This is a genomic window from Massiliimicrobium timonense (assembly GCF_042850985.1).
GTDB lineage: Bacteria > Bacillota_I > Bacilli_A > Erysipelotrichales > Coprobacillaceae > Allocoprobacillus.
Window position 1 is genome coordinate 1123885 of sequence record NZ_AP031415.1, and the last position, 15384, is coordinate 1139268.

Annotated in this window: 12 protein-coding genes and 1 tRNA gene; all 13 read left to right on the plus strand. The window is 32.2% G+C overall.

Annotation, left to right across the window (positions count from 1 at the left end; genetic code table 11):
• Nucleotides 1–68 precede the first annotated feature (68 nt).
• The 13 genes from ACGHJ8_RS05855 to ACGHJ8_RS05915 all read left to right on the plus strand — a co-directional run bounded on the left by ACGHJ8_RS05855 (nt 69) and on the right by ACGHJ8_RS05915 (nt 15316).
• Nucleotides 69–614, plus strand: a complete 546-nt coding sequence (locus ACGHJ8_RS05855) for a DNA-3-methyladenine glycosylase I (RefSeq protein ID WP_390542208.1) — start codon at nt 69–71, stop codon at nt 612–614.
• Between the two features lie 43 nt (nt 615–657).
• A tRNA-Leu gene (locus ACGHJ8_RS05860) sits at nt 658–742 on the plus strand.
• Between the two features lie 250 nt (nt 743–992).
• Nucleotides 993–1826: a hypothetical protein gene (locus ACGHJ8_RS05865; RefSeq protein ID WP_390542210.1), complete on the plus strand. Its 834-nt coding sequence runs from the start codon at nt 993–995 to the stop codon at nt 1824–1826.
• Nucleotides 1820–2578, plus strand: a complete 759-nt coding sequence (locus ACGHJ8_RS05870; protein WP_390542212.1) for an alpha/beta hydrolase — start codon at nt 1820–1822, stop codon at nt 2576–2578. Before ACGHJ8_RS05865 ends, ACGHJ8_RS05870 begins: the two co-directional genes overlap by 7 nt.
• Nucleotides 2579–2780: 202 nt before the next feature.
• Nucleotides 2781–3386: a 30S ribosomal protein S4 gene (rpsD, locus tag ACGHJ8_RS05875; RefSeq protein ID WP_087357390.1), complete on the plus strand. Its 606-nt coding sequence runs from the start codon at nt 2781–2783 to the stop codon at nt 3384–3386.
• Nucleotides 3387–3525: 139 nt separating this feature from the next.
• The gene (locus ACGHJ8_RS05880) at nt 3526–5253 is read left to right on the plus strand and encodes a septation ring formation regulator EzrA (protein WP_390542214.1); all 1728 of its coding nucleotides are present in this window, start codon (nt 3526–3528) and stop codon (nt 5251–5253) included.
• Between the two features lie 72 nt (nt 5254–5325).
• Nucleotides 5326–6465 carry a cysteine desulfurase family protein gene (locus ACGHJ8_RS05885; RefSeq protein ID WP_211964844.1) on the plus strand — a complete coding sequence of 380 codons (1140 nt, stop codon included), beginning with the start codon at nt 5326–5328 and terminating at the stop codon, nt 6463–6465.
• A 5-nt stretch (nt 6466–6470) separates the two neighbouring features.
• Nucleotides 6471–7667, plus strand: coding sequence for a tRNA uracil 4-sulfurtransferase ThiI (gene thiI / locus ACGHJ8_RS05890; protein ID WP_390542217.1), 1197 nt, complete (start codon nt 6471–6473; stop codon nt 7665–7667).
• Between the two features lie 74 nt (nt 7668–7741).
• Complete coding sequence (locus ACGHJ8_RS05895; RefSeq protein WP_087357386.1) at nt 7742–7957, plus strand: alpha/beta-type small acid-soluble spore protein; 216 nt, start codon at nt 7742–7744, stop codon at nt 7955–7957.
• 152 nt (nt 7958–8109) lie between these two features.
• Nucleotides 8110–9306: an acetate/propionate family kinase gene (locus tag ACGHJ8_RS05900; protein ID WP_390542219.1), complete on the plus strand. Its 1197-nt coding sequence runs from the start codon at nt 8110–8112 to the stop codon at nt 9304–9306.
• Between the two features lie 103 nt (nt 9307–9409).
• Nucleotides 9410–10333: a bifunctional oligoribonuclease/PAP phosphatase NrnA gene (locus ACGHJ8_RS05905; protein ID WP_390542221.1), complete on the plus strand. Its 924-nt coding sequence runs from the start codon at nt 9410–9412 to the stop codon at nt 10331–10333.
• Nucleotides 10326–11981, plus strand: a complete 1656-nt coding sequence (locus ACGHJ8_RS05910) for a hypothetical protein (protein WP_087357383.1) — start codon at nt 10326–10328, stop codon at nt 11979–11981. The genes ACGHJ8_RS05905 and ACGHJ8_RS05910 overlap by 8 nt, the downstream gene beginning before the upstream one ends.
• An 11-nt stretch (nt 11982–11992) precedes the next feature.
• On the plus strand, nt 11993–15316 hold the full coding sequence (locus ACGHJ8_RS05915) for an SEL1-like repeat protein (RefSeq protein ID WP_211964841.1): 3324 nt from the start codon (nt 11993–11995) through the stop codon (nt 15314–15316).
• Nucleotides 15317–15384 lie beyond the last annotated feature (68 nt).

The window sequence follows — 15384 nt, forward strand, 5'->3', positions numbered from 1 at the left end:
TTATTATACAAGTGAAAAATGTTTGTGTAAACTAAAATTCATATGTTAAAATAGTTAATGGTGAGAATATGAAAAGATGTCAATGGGCTTATAACGAAAGATTAGTGAAATATCATGACGAAGTCTGGGGAAAACCGGAACATGATGAAAGACAATTGTATAAAATGTTAATTTTAGAAGGATTACAGGCAGGGTTAAGCTGGGATATTATTTTAAAAAAGGAAGGTTTATATGATCAGGCTTTAGATCATTTTGATTATCATTTGATTGCTTCATATGATGATGATAAATATCAGACATTAATGCAAACAGAAGGGTTAATTAAGAATAAATTAAAAATGAAAGCTATTATTAAAAATGCTAAGGCTTTTCTTGAAATTCAAAAACAGTATGGGAGTTTTGATACATTTATATGGTCATATGTAGATAATCAACCTATTCAACATCATTATCAATCATCAAAAGATGTTCCTTCATTTGATGATTTATCAGCACAAATTTCAAAAGATTTAAAAAAACATGGCTTTTCTTTTGTTGGACCAACAATCATATACAGTTATCTACAAGCTATAGGTATCTATAATGATCATGAAATTAATTGCGATTTTTATTGATTTTTAAAAAAATATATAGTATACTATGCGAGTAGTTTGATTTGCCTGAGTGGCGAAACTGGTATACGCACAGCACTCAAAATGCTGCGACCTATGTCATGTCGGTTCGAGTCCGACCTCAGGCACCAATTGAATAGAAGGCGATTTGAGATGATAAGCTCTTTTCGTAAGCATATATCCAGGCAAAGTATTTTGTCTGGTTTTTTATTAGATGAAAGTAAGGTAGCTGAAATTTGATAGAATACGACAAATAATAAAAGATATTGACAAAATTCATCAAGAAAAAAAGACGAAAAAAAGAAAAAATAAGTGAAAAAAATCTAAAAGACTCGCCTTATTTGAAAAATACTGTAAAATAAAAACAGGAGGTGTAGAAATATGTTGATGGAACATGTTTTTCAATGTGTAGATGATATTTATGATGAGGTGGTGAATCATGGCTCTGATGAATTAAAAAGAACGATTTGTGATTTAGAAAAAATAGCTGGACATAATACGCCTTCAGTTATCAAAAAAGGTATTATGCTTTCTATGACAATTTGCTTTAATCAAGTACAGTTTCAAGATGAGTTATTTGAAGGATTATTACAAGAAAATCTGGAGTATATGATAAGACATATTCCAGAAATGAAAAAAACGATTCAATTACGTGTTTCTTTAAGGGGTTTGGAGAAAGAAATGAATCGAGAGATTATTTTACCTTATTTTATAACATTAGCTGATTTGGCTTATGCTGTTTTAGCTGTTTTTCAAGCTGAAGGTCATCATTTATTTAAAATTGAATCTGATCATGGAAGATTTGGATGTGAACAATGTGATCAAGAAATGTTAGATGATTATGCAGCCAATGTCTTTTTAAGTGATCTTCATTTAGAAGAAGGTCATCAATTCTCTTTATGGTATGATTTTGGAGAAGACTATGTGTTTGATATACAAGTTTTAAACATTCAGACACAGTCGGATTTATTTGTCCTTGAGGATAGTCAAATTACGTCTGGTAAAGGTTATGGTATTTGGGAAGATGAACATGAATTACTGGAAATGTATTATAAAGATTATGATGAATTTTTAATGAGAATTGAGGATTATGGATTGGATGAAGATGATTTTATTTTTGATGAATTTGATAAAGATATCGCTAATGAGATGTTGATGGAAGATTTTGAGTTTTTAAGACATGTTTACGAAGATCAAGATGAAGATTTATGGTAGAAAAGAGAAAATTATTGTTTGAAGCTCAACAATGTTATCGAACAATTCGTGTTTATTTACCGCCGTTTTATCAGATAAGTCAAGAACATTATCCGGTTATCTATATGTTTGATGGTCAATATTTATTTGATGATGCTAAAATATCTGAACATGCCATGTGTTTAGATAACTTCTTAGACAAATATGATCAATCGTTTATTGTAGTAGGTATAGATAGCCCTGATGAAAGTTCTTGTCGCTTAGCAGAATATTGTCCGTATGATGTTGACAATAGTCACTATCAAATGATTCATGGTTATGGTCAGGCATTGATGGAATTTATCATTCATACAGTTAAACCTTATATAGATACTCACTATAGAACATTATCTTTACGCAAATATACAATGATTGGTGGATTTTCGATGGGTGGTTTAATGGCATTATATGCAGTGATTTCATATCATACATATTTTTCTAAGGCAGCTTGTTTATCCAGTTCTATTGGTATTTGTTTAGAAGCATTAAAAGATGAAATCAATCAACATGATTCATTCAAAGATACACGTCTTTTTTTGAGCTGGGGCAGTGAAGAATCAAGAAATAAACGAGGTTTAGCCTATGCTTCTATGAATCAGCTTGATATTTCACATTTATTGAATTTAAAAGGTGTACAGACATATCCGTATTTACTAGTGAATGGTCGTCATCACATGATTTCATGGCAACAGCAAATACCACTCTTTATGGAGTATTTATGGAAATCAAAATAAAAAATGTTTGACAATATCAAAGAAATTGCTATAATATACTAGTGCAATAAATAATAGCAGCACATAGAGGGTTAGCCCATGCGTTTGTGACAATGGGATGTAGAGTATCTTGCTGCAAAGAGAAATACTTAATACAAACACAACCTAACTGATCTATGCATGTTATTGTTTTATGCCAAATAAAACAATAGGAGGAAAAAAAATGTCACGTTATACTGGACCACAGTGGAAAAAATCTAGACGTTTAGGTTTTTCTACATTAGAAACTGGTAGAGAATTAGCAAGAAGACCATATGCACCTGGTCAACATGGTCAAAAAAGAAAAAAATTAACTGAATATGGATTGCAGTTAGCTGAAAAACAAAAAGTAAGACATATGTATGGAGTTAATGAAAAACAATTCCATAACACATTCAAAAGAGCTGGAAAAATGGAAGGAGTTACTGGTTACAATTTCTTCTGTTTACTAGAATCTAGATTAGACAATGTTGTTTATAGATTAGGTTTTGCTACAACAAGAAGACAAGCAAGACAATTAGTTAATCATGGTCATATCTTATTAAATGGAGTTAAAACTGATATCGCTTCTTGTCAAGTTAAAGTTGGAGATGTGATTTCTGTTAAAGAACGTTCTCGTTCATTAGAAGTGATTAAAAACGCTTTAGCTTCTCAAACACATGTACCAGGATTTGTTGAAGTTGATGCTGATAAAATGGAAGGAAAATTATTAAGATTACCTGAAAGATCAGAATTAAATCAAGAAATCAACGAATCATTAATTGTAGAATACTACAACCGTTTAGGATAAGATGGACACAAAAAGTATTGGACTTATGTTCAATACTTTTTTCTATGTAGTATTTTGGAAAAAGATGATGAAATAGCTTTCTATTTATGGTAGAATATAACTTAGGAAAAGAGAGGAATTTTAAGTTATGGATAATATCATGAGGTTTATAGAACAAATTGGATTACGTAATCTCATTTTTATAGGTATTGGTCTTGTTGTTATTGTGATGCTTTTGTTGTTTTATAGGGGAATGAGATTAAGAAAATATAGAAAATTAATTGTTGATGTAGAAAATCGTATGAATGGAATCAAATCATTACCTTTACAGTATCGTTTGGGGAGAGTTCATAGTATTTCTAAAAATATGCCAGAAGTTGTAGAACTGTATGAAGAATATGCGCAAGAATTCGAGCGTATTTCAGATTATCAGAAAAATGAACTTGGGGTTCTTGTCAACGAAGTTGATGAACAGCTTTTTTATGGTAAACTACGAAAGATTTCTACAAAGATGAAAGAACTGGAGAACATGTTAAAAGTTTATGAAGATGATTCACAGGCTTTATTAGAAAAGATTGAAAAGATTACTGAAATTGAAAATATTCAAAGAATTGAAATTATTCGTGTGAAAGAAAAATATCGTCAATTGATTGATCATTATGAAACCATTCGTTTTAAGGTTGAAGATTTTGTAAAAGGTATTAAAAATATTTTTAATAATTTAGATGATTCTTTTGTGAAATTGGAAGATATGATGAATAATCAAAGATTTGAAGATGCGAAGACTTTAACACAGGATATTGATAAAAAAGTAGACTGGTTAACAGAACGTTTACAGGAATTACCTGATTATATTGCGATTGTCAGACAATATATTCCTAAAAAGATTCATCATTTAGATGCTTTACTTCAAGACATGTCACATGGCGAATTTGCATTGGATCAGCTACATGTTTCTGATCGTTATCAAGCCATTCAATCAACTTTAGAAACAACAACTCAACATATTCAACAGTTACAGCTGGAAAATGTTGGAGAAGTACTGCAAAAGCTTGTTGATGATATCGATGCTTTAATGAAAGATTTGGAAGTGGAAAAACAATCTTATGAAGTGTTTAAAAATAAGTGGGAAGATGCTTATACAAAGATTACTCAAATATATGATCAATATAAACAGGCTTTAATTGATCAAAATCGTATTGAAAATTTATATTTGATTAATGAGGATTATGTTGATATCCAAGAAAAATATAAGGATTTTGACCAAATATTAAGAACTTCCTATGAATTAGAAGAAGAAATGAATGCGGGAAATTTCTCTTATTTACAAATGATTGATAAAGTTGAAAAAGTGAAGAATGATGCGTTAAGTCATCAAGATGATTTAGATGCTTTCTTTGCATTTAGAGATCATTTATACTTACAGGAACAACGTGCGATAGATGAATTAGAAAATATTAATATTGTTTTGCTGGAGATTAAATCTGAAATTAAAAATAAGCATTTACCAATGATTAATGAATCTTATAAAGATTATATTCAAGATTCTTATGATAAAGCAGCACAGATACAGGCTTATCGTATGCATCGTCCTGTTGAATTATCAGAACTTTCTAAGCGAGTAGACAGTGCCAGAGATATTATTTATAAATTATATGATAATGTTCATAATTTGATTGTAACTGCAGAAATGGTAGAAGAAGCGATTGTTTTTGGAAATCGTTATCGTTCTAGTTTCTTAGAGGTCAATACGGAACTGACAAAAGCTGAAGTTTTATTTAGAAATGGCGAATATACGAAAGCTTTATCTACAGCGGTTGATATTATTGAAAAGATTAAACCGGGTTCTTATGAAAATTTAATTCAAAAAACAAGTGAAAAGTCCTAATTTGGACTTTTTTAGTGGCTTTTTCTTAATAAAAATGGTATATATACATATAATGGACTATGGAGGAAAGATATGATTTATTTAGATTATGTATCAACAACACCATTAAATCAAGAAGTGAATCATATGTATCAATCACTTTTAAATGATTATTTTGCAAATGCTGATTCATTATATTCTTTAGGTTTAAAAACAAGTGCTTTAATGGAAAAATCAAGAGAATTAACTGCCCGAATGTTAGGTGTTTTACCCGAAGAAATTATTTTTACAAGTGGTGCCAGTGAATCAAACAGTACAGCGATTAAAGGATGTGCTTTTCAATATCAAAACAGAGGAAAACATATTATCACAACAGCTGTAGAGCATTCTAGTGTGTATCAGTCATGTCTACAGTTAAGAGATGTTTTTGGTTATGATGTTGATTTTATTTCAGTAAACGATAAGGGAGAATTGAACTTAGCGGAATTAGAAAATAAAATCAGAGAAGATACAATTCTTGTCACAATGATGTATGTCAATAATGAAGTGGGAATGGTTTTCCCTATTAGAGAAGTTTATCAAATCATTCAAAAGAAAAATCCTAAAGTTAAATTCCATGTTGATATGGTTCAGGCTTTAGGAAAACTTCCAATCGATTTGTCATATGTTGATTTAGCAAGTTTTTCTGCTCATAAGATATATGGTTTAAAAGGAAGCGGTGTTTTATATAAAAAATCTTCCACATCCATTGTTCCTTTAATTAATGGAGGTCAACAAGAACAACAATTAAGAGGTGGTACATCGAATACAGCAACACATACGATGTTTGCTAAAACATTACGACTGGCTTTAGAAAATTTAGATGATCATTATCAGTATGTGATGATGTTGAATCAATATGTCAGAGAACAATTACAACAGATTCCAGATATTGTTATGAATACACCACAAGATCACGTAACACCTTATATTTTAAACTTTTCATGTGTAGGATATAAGCCAGAAGTTATTTTGCATGCACTAGAAATGCATGAATGCTATGTATCAACGAAAAGTACATGTGCTTCACATAAGCATGATGTTTCAAGAACATTAGAAGCGATGGGAATTGATGAAAAAATAGCTAAAAGTGCTATTCGTATCAGTTTTTCTCATTATACAACTCGTGATGAAATAGATGAATTTTTATTTTATTTGAAACAAGTTTTAAAGACAATTAAGAAGCAGAGGTAATTATTATGGAATGTAATCATATTTTGGTGAGATTTGGAGAACTCACAACAAAAGGAAAAAATCGTAAACTTTTTATTCGAAAATTAACACAAAATACAAAAGAGATGTTGAAAGAATTTCAACATTTAAGATATGACATGTCATTTGACCGTTTGTATATTATTCTTAATGGTGAAAATCCAGAGGCTGTGTGTGAAAAATTACAGACAGTCTTTGGAATCCACTCTTTTTCTTTATGTTATCAAGTAGAAAGTGATTTGGAAAAGATTAAAGAAGTGTGTTTAGAAGTTATTGAAAAGAGTGAAGGAAAAACTTTTAAAATTCAGACAAAACGTAATGATAAAGATTATCCTATGCACTCACATGATATCAATACAGCAATTGCTGGATATATTTTCCATCATACATCTAAAGATTTAAAAGTAGATGTTCATCATCCTGATATTTTGATTAAAGTAGAATTGCGCAAAGATGTCACATATGTTATGGATAATGTCATAAAAGGTGCGGGTGGATATCCTGTTGGTATTGGTGGTAAAGCTTTACTGATGCTTTCAGGTGGTATTGATTCACCAGTAGCGGGATATTTAACATTAAAAAGAGGGGTGGATATTGAATGCATTCATTATGCCTCTCCACCTTATACAAATGAATTAGCTAGGGAAAAAGTTTTGGATTTGGTGAATGTATTAAGACATTATACACATGGTAAAATGACAATTCATATCGTTCCGTTTACAGATTTACAGTTAGCTGTTTATGATCACTGTGATGAAAGTTATGCCATGACGATTATGCGTCGTATGATGTATCGTATCGCTGAAGGTGTAGCGAAAAAGAATCAATGTCTGGCATTAGTCAATGGTGAAAGCATTGGACAGGTGGCTTCACAAACTTTAGAAAGTATGTCTGTCATTAATGAAGTGATTTCTATGCCAGTTATTCGCCCAGTTGCATGTATGGATAAACTAGAAATTATTGATGTTGCTCAAAAGATTGGTACATATGACATTTCTATTCGTCCTCATGAAGATTGTTGTACAATCTTCACACCAAAACAACCAGCAACAAAACCTAAAAGCTATAAAGCAGAAGCGTTGGAAGAAACGTGGGATTATCAGTCTATGGTGAATGCATGTATTGACCAATGTGAAACAATTATTGTTGACGATCATTATAAGGAAGTTGAAGATTTATTTTAATTTGAAAAAAATTGAAAAGAAATGAATAATTTTGTCATCCTGACACAAACTAATTGTGTCAGGAGGTGAAAGCAATGAACTCAAATAATTCAAGTAAAAATAGATTAGTTGTTCCTGGTGCTCAAAATGCTATTGATCAAATGAAATACGAAATCGCTAATGAATTTGGTGTTAATCTTGGACCGGATGCCACAGCTCGTGCTAATGGATCTGTTGGTGGTGAAATCACTAAGAGATTAGTTGAAATGGGTCAAAATCAGATGGCAGGTAAACAATCTCAAAATCGTTAAGCTCAAATAAAAAATCCTAATCATAATTCTAATTATGAGTAGGGTTTTTTTATGATTAAGAAAAAGTGTATTCGCTTTCAAGTTTTTGTTGAGTTTATGCTATAATTTATGTACAATAAATATATGTGATGTATTATAGGAGGAAAAAAATTATGACAAAAATTATGGCAGTCAATGCTGGAAGTTCATCTTTAAAATTTCAATTATTTGAAATGCCAGAAGAAACAGTCATTACTTCTGGAATTGTTGAAAGAATTGGAATGGATGATGGTATTTTTACAATAAAATATAATGGGGAAAAGAAAACAACAACATGCCCAATCCCTGATCATCAAGTTGCTGTGGAAATGTTGTTAGAAGCTTTGATTGATGAAGGTGTTGTCAAAGAATTAAAAGAAATTGATGCTGTTGGACATCGTATTGTTCATGGTGGAGAATATTTTAGTGATAGTGCTGTTGTTGATGAAGATGTTGTTGCAAAGGTTGAAGAACTTTGCGAATTGGCACCATTACATAATCCGGCTCATTTAATTGGTTATCGTGCTTTCAAAGCTGAATTACCTGAAGTTCAACATGTCTTTACTTTTGATACAGCTTTCCATCAGACTTTAGATAAAGAACGTTATTTATATCCATTACCTTTAGAATATTATACAGACTTAAAAGTCAGACGTTATGGTGCACATGGAACAAGTCATAAATATGTTTCAGAACAAGTGATGAATATGTTAGGGAATCCTAAAGATTCACGTATTATTGTTTGTCACTTAGGAAATGGAGCAAGTATTTCAGCAGTATTAAATGGAGAATGTATTGATACTTCAATGGGATTTACACCTCTTGCTGGTGTAATGATGGGAACACGTTGTGGAGATGTTGATCCATCTATTATGCCTTATTTATGTAAAAAATTAAATAAAACACCTGATGAAGTTTTGGAAATCTACAATAAAAAATCAGGAATGTTAGGTATTTCTGGTATTTCTTCAGATTCACGTGATATTGAAAATGCTTTGTTTAATGATGGTGATGATCGTGCCTTGTTGACAAGTTTATTATATGCACGTATTGTTTCTAAATACATTGGTGCTTATTATGCTGAATTAGGTGGTTGTGATGCGATTGCTTTTACAGCTGGTGTAGGAGAAAATGCTGCATATTTAAGAAGATTAATTATTGATGATGTTTCAAAGGCATTTGGTGTTTTCCTTGATGAAAAACTGAATGCGATTAGAAGTGATGAAAACAGAGTCATTTCACATCAGTTCTCACAGATTAAAGTTATGGTTATTCCAACAAACGAAGAAGTTATGATTGCTAGAGATACAGTGAGATTACTTGGGTTATAAGAGTTGAAAGAATTCAACTCTTTTTATTGTCTAAAGAATATATTTTTTAAAAGTTCATATTTTTGTGATAATATGGTATTATGATAAACAAAGGTGATGAAAAATGGATAAGATATTAAAAATAAGAAAAGAATTTGATCAGATTATTATATATAGACATGTTAATCCTGATTTAGATGCATTTGGTTCTCAATTTGGGATGTATTGGACATTAAAAGCTTTATATCCTCAAAAAAATATTGTTTTAGCAGGACAAATGGAAAGTGATTTATTAAAATATTATCCTTCATTTGAATGTGGTGAAGTTCAAAAAGGGTATACCTTAGGTATTGTTTTAGATACAGCCAATCGAGAACGTATAGATGGAGATATTACATGCTGTGATCAGATTTTAAAGATTGATCATCATATTGTTGTTGATTCGTATGGTGATATTAATATTGAAGATGAAGCAGCTTCTTCATGCAGTGAGATTGTGACACTGTTATTTAAACAGGCAAAGGCACAGATTCCATTAGAAGCAGCCAATGCTTTATATTTAGGTATTGTCGGTGACAGTAATCGCTTTTTGTATAGTTCTACTTCAAAGAAGACATTTGAGGCGGCATCCTATCTATTAGATATGGGTATTCATATTGAGGATTTGTATCAACGTTTATATATGCGTACACAAAAAGATTTAGAAATTATCAAGTTTATTTATAATCATTATCAAGAAGATGGTGGAGTTGCGTGGTATTATTTAAGTGATGATGATTTACAGGCTTTGCAGATGACGAGAGAACAAGGATCATCTTATGTTAATACTTTAGCTAATTTTGAAGAATTTCAAGTATGGTTAGCAGTGACTCAAAATAAAAAAGAGAATAACTATCGTGTCAGTATGCGTAGTCGTCAAATACCTATTAATGATATTGCAGCGTCGTTTCATGGTGGAGGACATGCTTATGCTTCTGGAGCGACATTGCAGTCTTTGGACGAATTGAATCAACTGATTGAAAAAATAAAGGAGGAAATCAATGGATAATTTATTTGAAAAATTTTTTACAAAAATGACGGAAAACAGACAACGTCAGTTTTTTCATCAATCGCATCCTCAAAAGGGTGGAACGCTTAAGGCTTTGTTGATTGTAATGGTTGTCTTTTTGGTTGTGGAATATTTTGTTTTAATTCCAATCAATTTAAGATCACCAGATTTTATATTCTTTTTAAGTATTGAATTAGTTATATTTATAGCATTAAGATTTTTATTTCTGGCTTCATTTGATAAAGCCAATAAAATCATGAGTGCGATTGTGGCTTTGTTGCTTGTTTATGTTTTTGCTGGACAATTGATAAGTTCACCAGTCTTTTTTGCATCAAGTTATCAAAAACAGTTAAATGTTGATAAAAATGCTGATTTTTATAAAGATAATCCAAAAGTAGATTTTCAGTCTATTCCTGTTGTTGATAAAGAAAGTGCTGAGCGTCTAGGAGATCGTAAGATGGGTGAAATTGTTGATTATGTTTCACAGTTTGAAGTTGATAATGATTATGTACAAATCAATTATCAAGATAAACCTTTTAGAGTAACAACAATTTCTTATAGTGATTTGATTAAATGGTTTACAAATCATCGTGAAGGTCTTCCGGCTTATATTCGTGTTGATATGGTGACACAGGAAAGTGAAGTGGTGCGTTTAGAAGAAGGAATGAAATATTCTCATTCAGATTTATTCTTTAGAAATATTGATCGTCATTTACGTATTCATTATCCAACAAAGATGTTTGAATCACCTTCTTTTGAAATTGATGATAATGGACATCCTTATTGGGTTGCACCAACATATACTTATAAAATTGGATTGTTTGGTGGAAAAGATATTACCGGAGCTGTGCTGGTAGATGCTGTGAGTGGGGAATGTCAATATTATGCTATTGAAGATGTGCCAACATGGATTGATCGTGTTTATCCTTCTGAATTATTGTTAGAACAGTTAAATAACTGGGGAAAATATACACATGGTTTCTTTAATACTATTTTTTCTCAAAAAGGGGTTTTAAAACCTACGGATGGATATAACTATATTGCTTTAAATGATGATGTTTATTTATATACAGGTTTAACATCTGTTTCTAATGATGCATCAAATGTTGGTTTTGCCTTAATTAATATGCGTACCAAAGAAGCCAAATATTATGCTATTAGTGGGGCTGAGGAATTTTCTGCTATGTCTTCAGCTGAAGGAAAGGTGACAGATTTAAAATATACGGCAACATTCCCAATTTTGATTAATGCTGGGGGTGAACCGACTTACTTTATGTCTTTAAAAGATAGTGCTGGTCTTGTTAAAAAATATGCTTTCGTCAGTGTTGAAAATTATCAGATTGTTTCAGTAGGGGACAGTGTTGCTGAAGCTGAAAAGGCATATTATGCCCTGCTAAAAGATAATGGAAAAACACAGGTTGATTATGATAACAGTGAATTGAGTTCAGTGATTACTGAGATTCATGAAGTGGTTGTCAATGGCAATTCACAGTATTATTTTCAATTAAAGGATTCTCAAAAAATCTTTATTGCACCTGTTTCTTTAAATGCCCAATTACCATTTTTAAAAGCTGGTGATACTGTGACGATTGAATATATTGATGATGAATCGACTTCACAGACTGTTTCTGCAATCACCGTGAAATAGGAGGGGAGATTATGGAGGAAACATGGGAACGTTTGAAATTATATGAACCTCTTTTTGGTAAGTGGAAAGTTGATTTTGTAGCGATATCTTATGAGGATATGGCGTGGGTTTATTTAAAAGATGATTATGGTCAAGATGCTTTGATGAAAGTCAAAACTGTGTTTTGTTCGGAAGAAGAAGTTGAAAATGCTGTCTATGATTTAATGAATTTATATGATATTTCTCATTTTCCTGATTTGAGTCATTCTCCTTATTTACAGGAAGAACATTATTATATTGAAGATCATCAACAAGTCATAGGGGTAGATGTCTGTTTATTATCTGCATATCCTTTAGAAGAAGAAAATGAACAGTTGTTATCTGATGATGAATTATGTCGATTAGGATTGCAATATATGAATGGACAGGACAAAGTACAGGATGAATATCGTGCTTATCATCTGTTTGAAAAAGCAGCTTATCATTTTCATGCAAAAGCGATTTGTTCATTAGGTTATATGAATGAGATTGGTTTAGGAACACAAAAAAATCCACAACAGGCTCTTGTTTATTATAAACAGGCGGCAGATTTAGGAGATAGTTTATCAGCCTGTAACTATGCTTATTGTTGTCTGGAAGGAATTGGCTGTCAAGTTGATTTACAACAAGCATTTGAATATTTTGAAAAATCTGCACAAGATCAGTTTCCTCGTGCTTTATATTATTTAGGAGAATGTTATTGTTTTGGATATGGAACATTAAAAGATGAAGTCAAAGCCATGACATATTATAAACAGGCAGCGGATTTAGGTTATACACAAGCTAAATATGCGATTGGTTATTGTTATGAGTGTGGACTAGGCGTATCTCAAGATTTAACAAAAGCGGCTTCATGGTATTTAGATTGCGCCAAAGATGGATTGCCAGTTGCTCAACTTCAAATGGGTTATCTGTATGAAGTGGGGGAAGGTGTTGAACAGGATAGTGAACAGGCTGTTTACTGGTATCAACAGGCATCTAATCAAAATTATGCACCTGCTCACTGTTATTTGGGATATTGTTATGAAATGGGAATAGGTGTTCCTGTTGATCTTACTCGTGCCAAAGAACTCTATTTACAAAGTGCGAATATGGGTTATCCAAGAGCCATGATGGCTTATGGTCATATGATTGAACAAGAACAGCCACAGTTGTCAATGGATTATTTAAAACGTAGTGCTGATTTAGGATATGTTTATGCAATAAATAAATATGCCTACTATCTGGAAAATGGCATCTATGTTGATAAAGATGAAAAATTGGCTTTTGACTATGTCCAAAAAGGTGCATCTTTACATGATGCCCAATCACTATGTACACTAGGATATTACTATGAAATGGGTATTGGGGTAGATAAAAATGAAAAACAAGCCTTTGCTTATTATGAACAGGCTGCCAAGGCGGGTAGTCTACGAGGAATGACAAACTTAGGTTATTGTTTTGAAGCAGGAATTGGTACAGAACAGAATGCCTCAAAAGCTGTTGAGATTTATCAAGAAGCAGCTAAACAAGATTATGATGTGGCACTATGTAATCTTGGTTACTGCTATGAAATGGGTATTGGTGTAGAAAAGAATTTTGAAAAATCACGTGATTATTATCTACAGGCATCCAATCAAGGCAACTTAAGAGCTATGTGTAATCTGGCTTATTTATATGAACAGGGAATCAATGGTAAAGCCGATTACCAAGAAGCTGTCAAATGGTATGAAAAAGCAGCTTCCTATGAATATCCACGTGCTCTTTGCTGTCTGGGTTATATTTATGAAGAAGGACTTTTAGATGGACAGGTTGATTTGAAAAAAGCTTTTGATTATTATCAACAGGCCGCTTTGCTTCATGATGGAGCTGCCTTGTGTAATTTAGGCTATTATTATGAAACAGGAATGGGCTGTCAAAAAGATTTAACAAAAGCTATAGAATGTTATCGTCAATCTAGTGAATATGGCAATTTACGTGGATTAACAAATCTTGGGTGTTGTTATGAAATGGGAATTGGTGTAGATATTGATTTGAAGAAAGCTGTAGAGTGTTATCAAAAAGGTGCTGATGCTGGTTTTGATGTGGCGTTATGGCGACTAGGATACTGTTATGAAGATGGAATCTATGTTGAACAGGATTATCAACAGGCATTGCACTATTATGAACTGGCAGCCAAGCAGGGGAATGTCAGAGCTTTGTGTTCACTTGGATTAATGTATGAAGATGGACGTGGTGTTCCTGTTGATTTTACAAAGGCTGTAGATTATTATCAACAGGGAGCTAATCAAAATGATGATGTCTGTCAATGTAATTTGGCTTTCTGCTATGCTAATGGTATCGGAGTGGTACAGGATTACACACAGGCTAAGTATTATTATGAACTGTCTGCACAAAAGAACTATCCAAGAGCTTTATCTCAGCTAGGTATTCTTTATGAAGAAGGACTGGGTTGTTCAAAAGATGAAACAAAAGCTTTTCATTTGTATCAGGAAGCTGCTAAACAGAAATATGGACCAGCTCTTTGCAATGTGGCTTATTGTTATGAATATGGTGTAGGGACAAAAGCAGATATTCAAAAGGCACTGGAATACTATTTAATGGCTGCTCATGAAAATTGGGGACGTGGAATGTATCATGTCGGACGCTTTTATGAAGACGGATTAGCTGTCAGTCAAGACTTACAACAGGCTTTGCATTATTATGAACTTGCTGGTCAAAATGGTATAGCTGATGGTTATATCGAAATCGGAAGAATGTATGAAGATGGACTTTTGAAGCAATCTTATGCACAGGCACTGATGTATTATCAAAAAGCATTAGATATGGATTCTCCTCGTGCCAGTTACTTTTTAGGAAATATGTATAAAGCTGGAAAAGGTGTTGAACAGGATTTTCAAAAAGCCATTGCCTTTTTTAAACAGGGTGCCAATAGAAATCATCCTTCATCACTTTATAATCTGGCTGTATTATATGATTTTGAAGCAGGAGAGAAATGGCAGGATAAAGACAAGGCGATTCTTTATTATCAAAAAGCAGTTGATCAAGGACATCCCGGGGCGATGAATAATTTAGGTGTCTGTTACAAAGAAGGAGATGGGGTCGCTGTTGATCTTGAAAAGTCTTTTGAACTATTTTTAGAGGCTGCCAAGTTAGATAATGAAAATGCTTATTTGAATCTGGCAAGAGCTTATACTTATGGTCAGGGGACAAAGGTGTCTATAAAAGATGCCAAATACTGGTGCCAAAAGGCATTGGATGCTCAGGTTGATGGAGCCAAAGAATTAATGAAAGTGATTAAAAGAAAATCTTTTGTTCATCCTTTTAAGAACTCATAAAACAACACATTGGGTGTTGTTTTATTTTTGCAAATTCCTATATTCATCAACAATAAATATAGGAATTC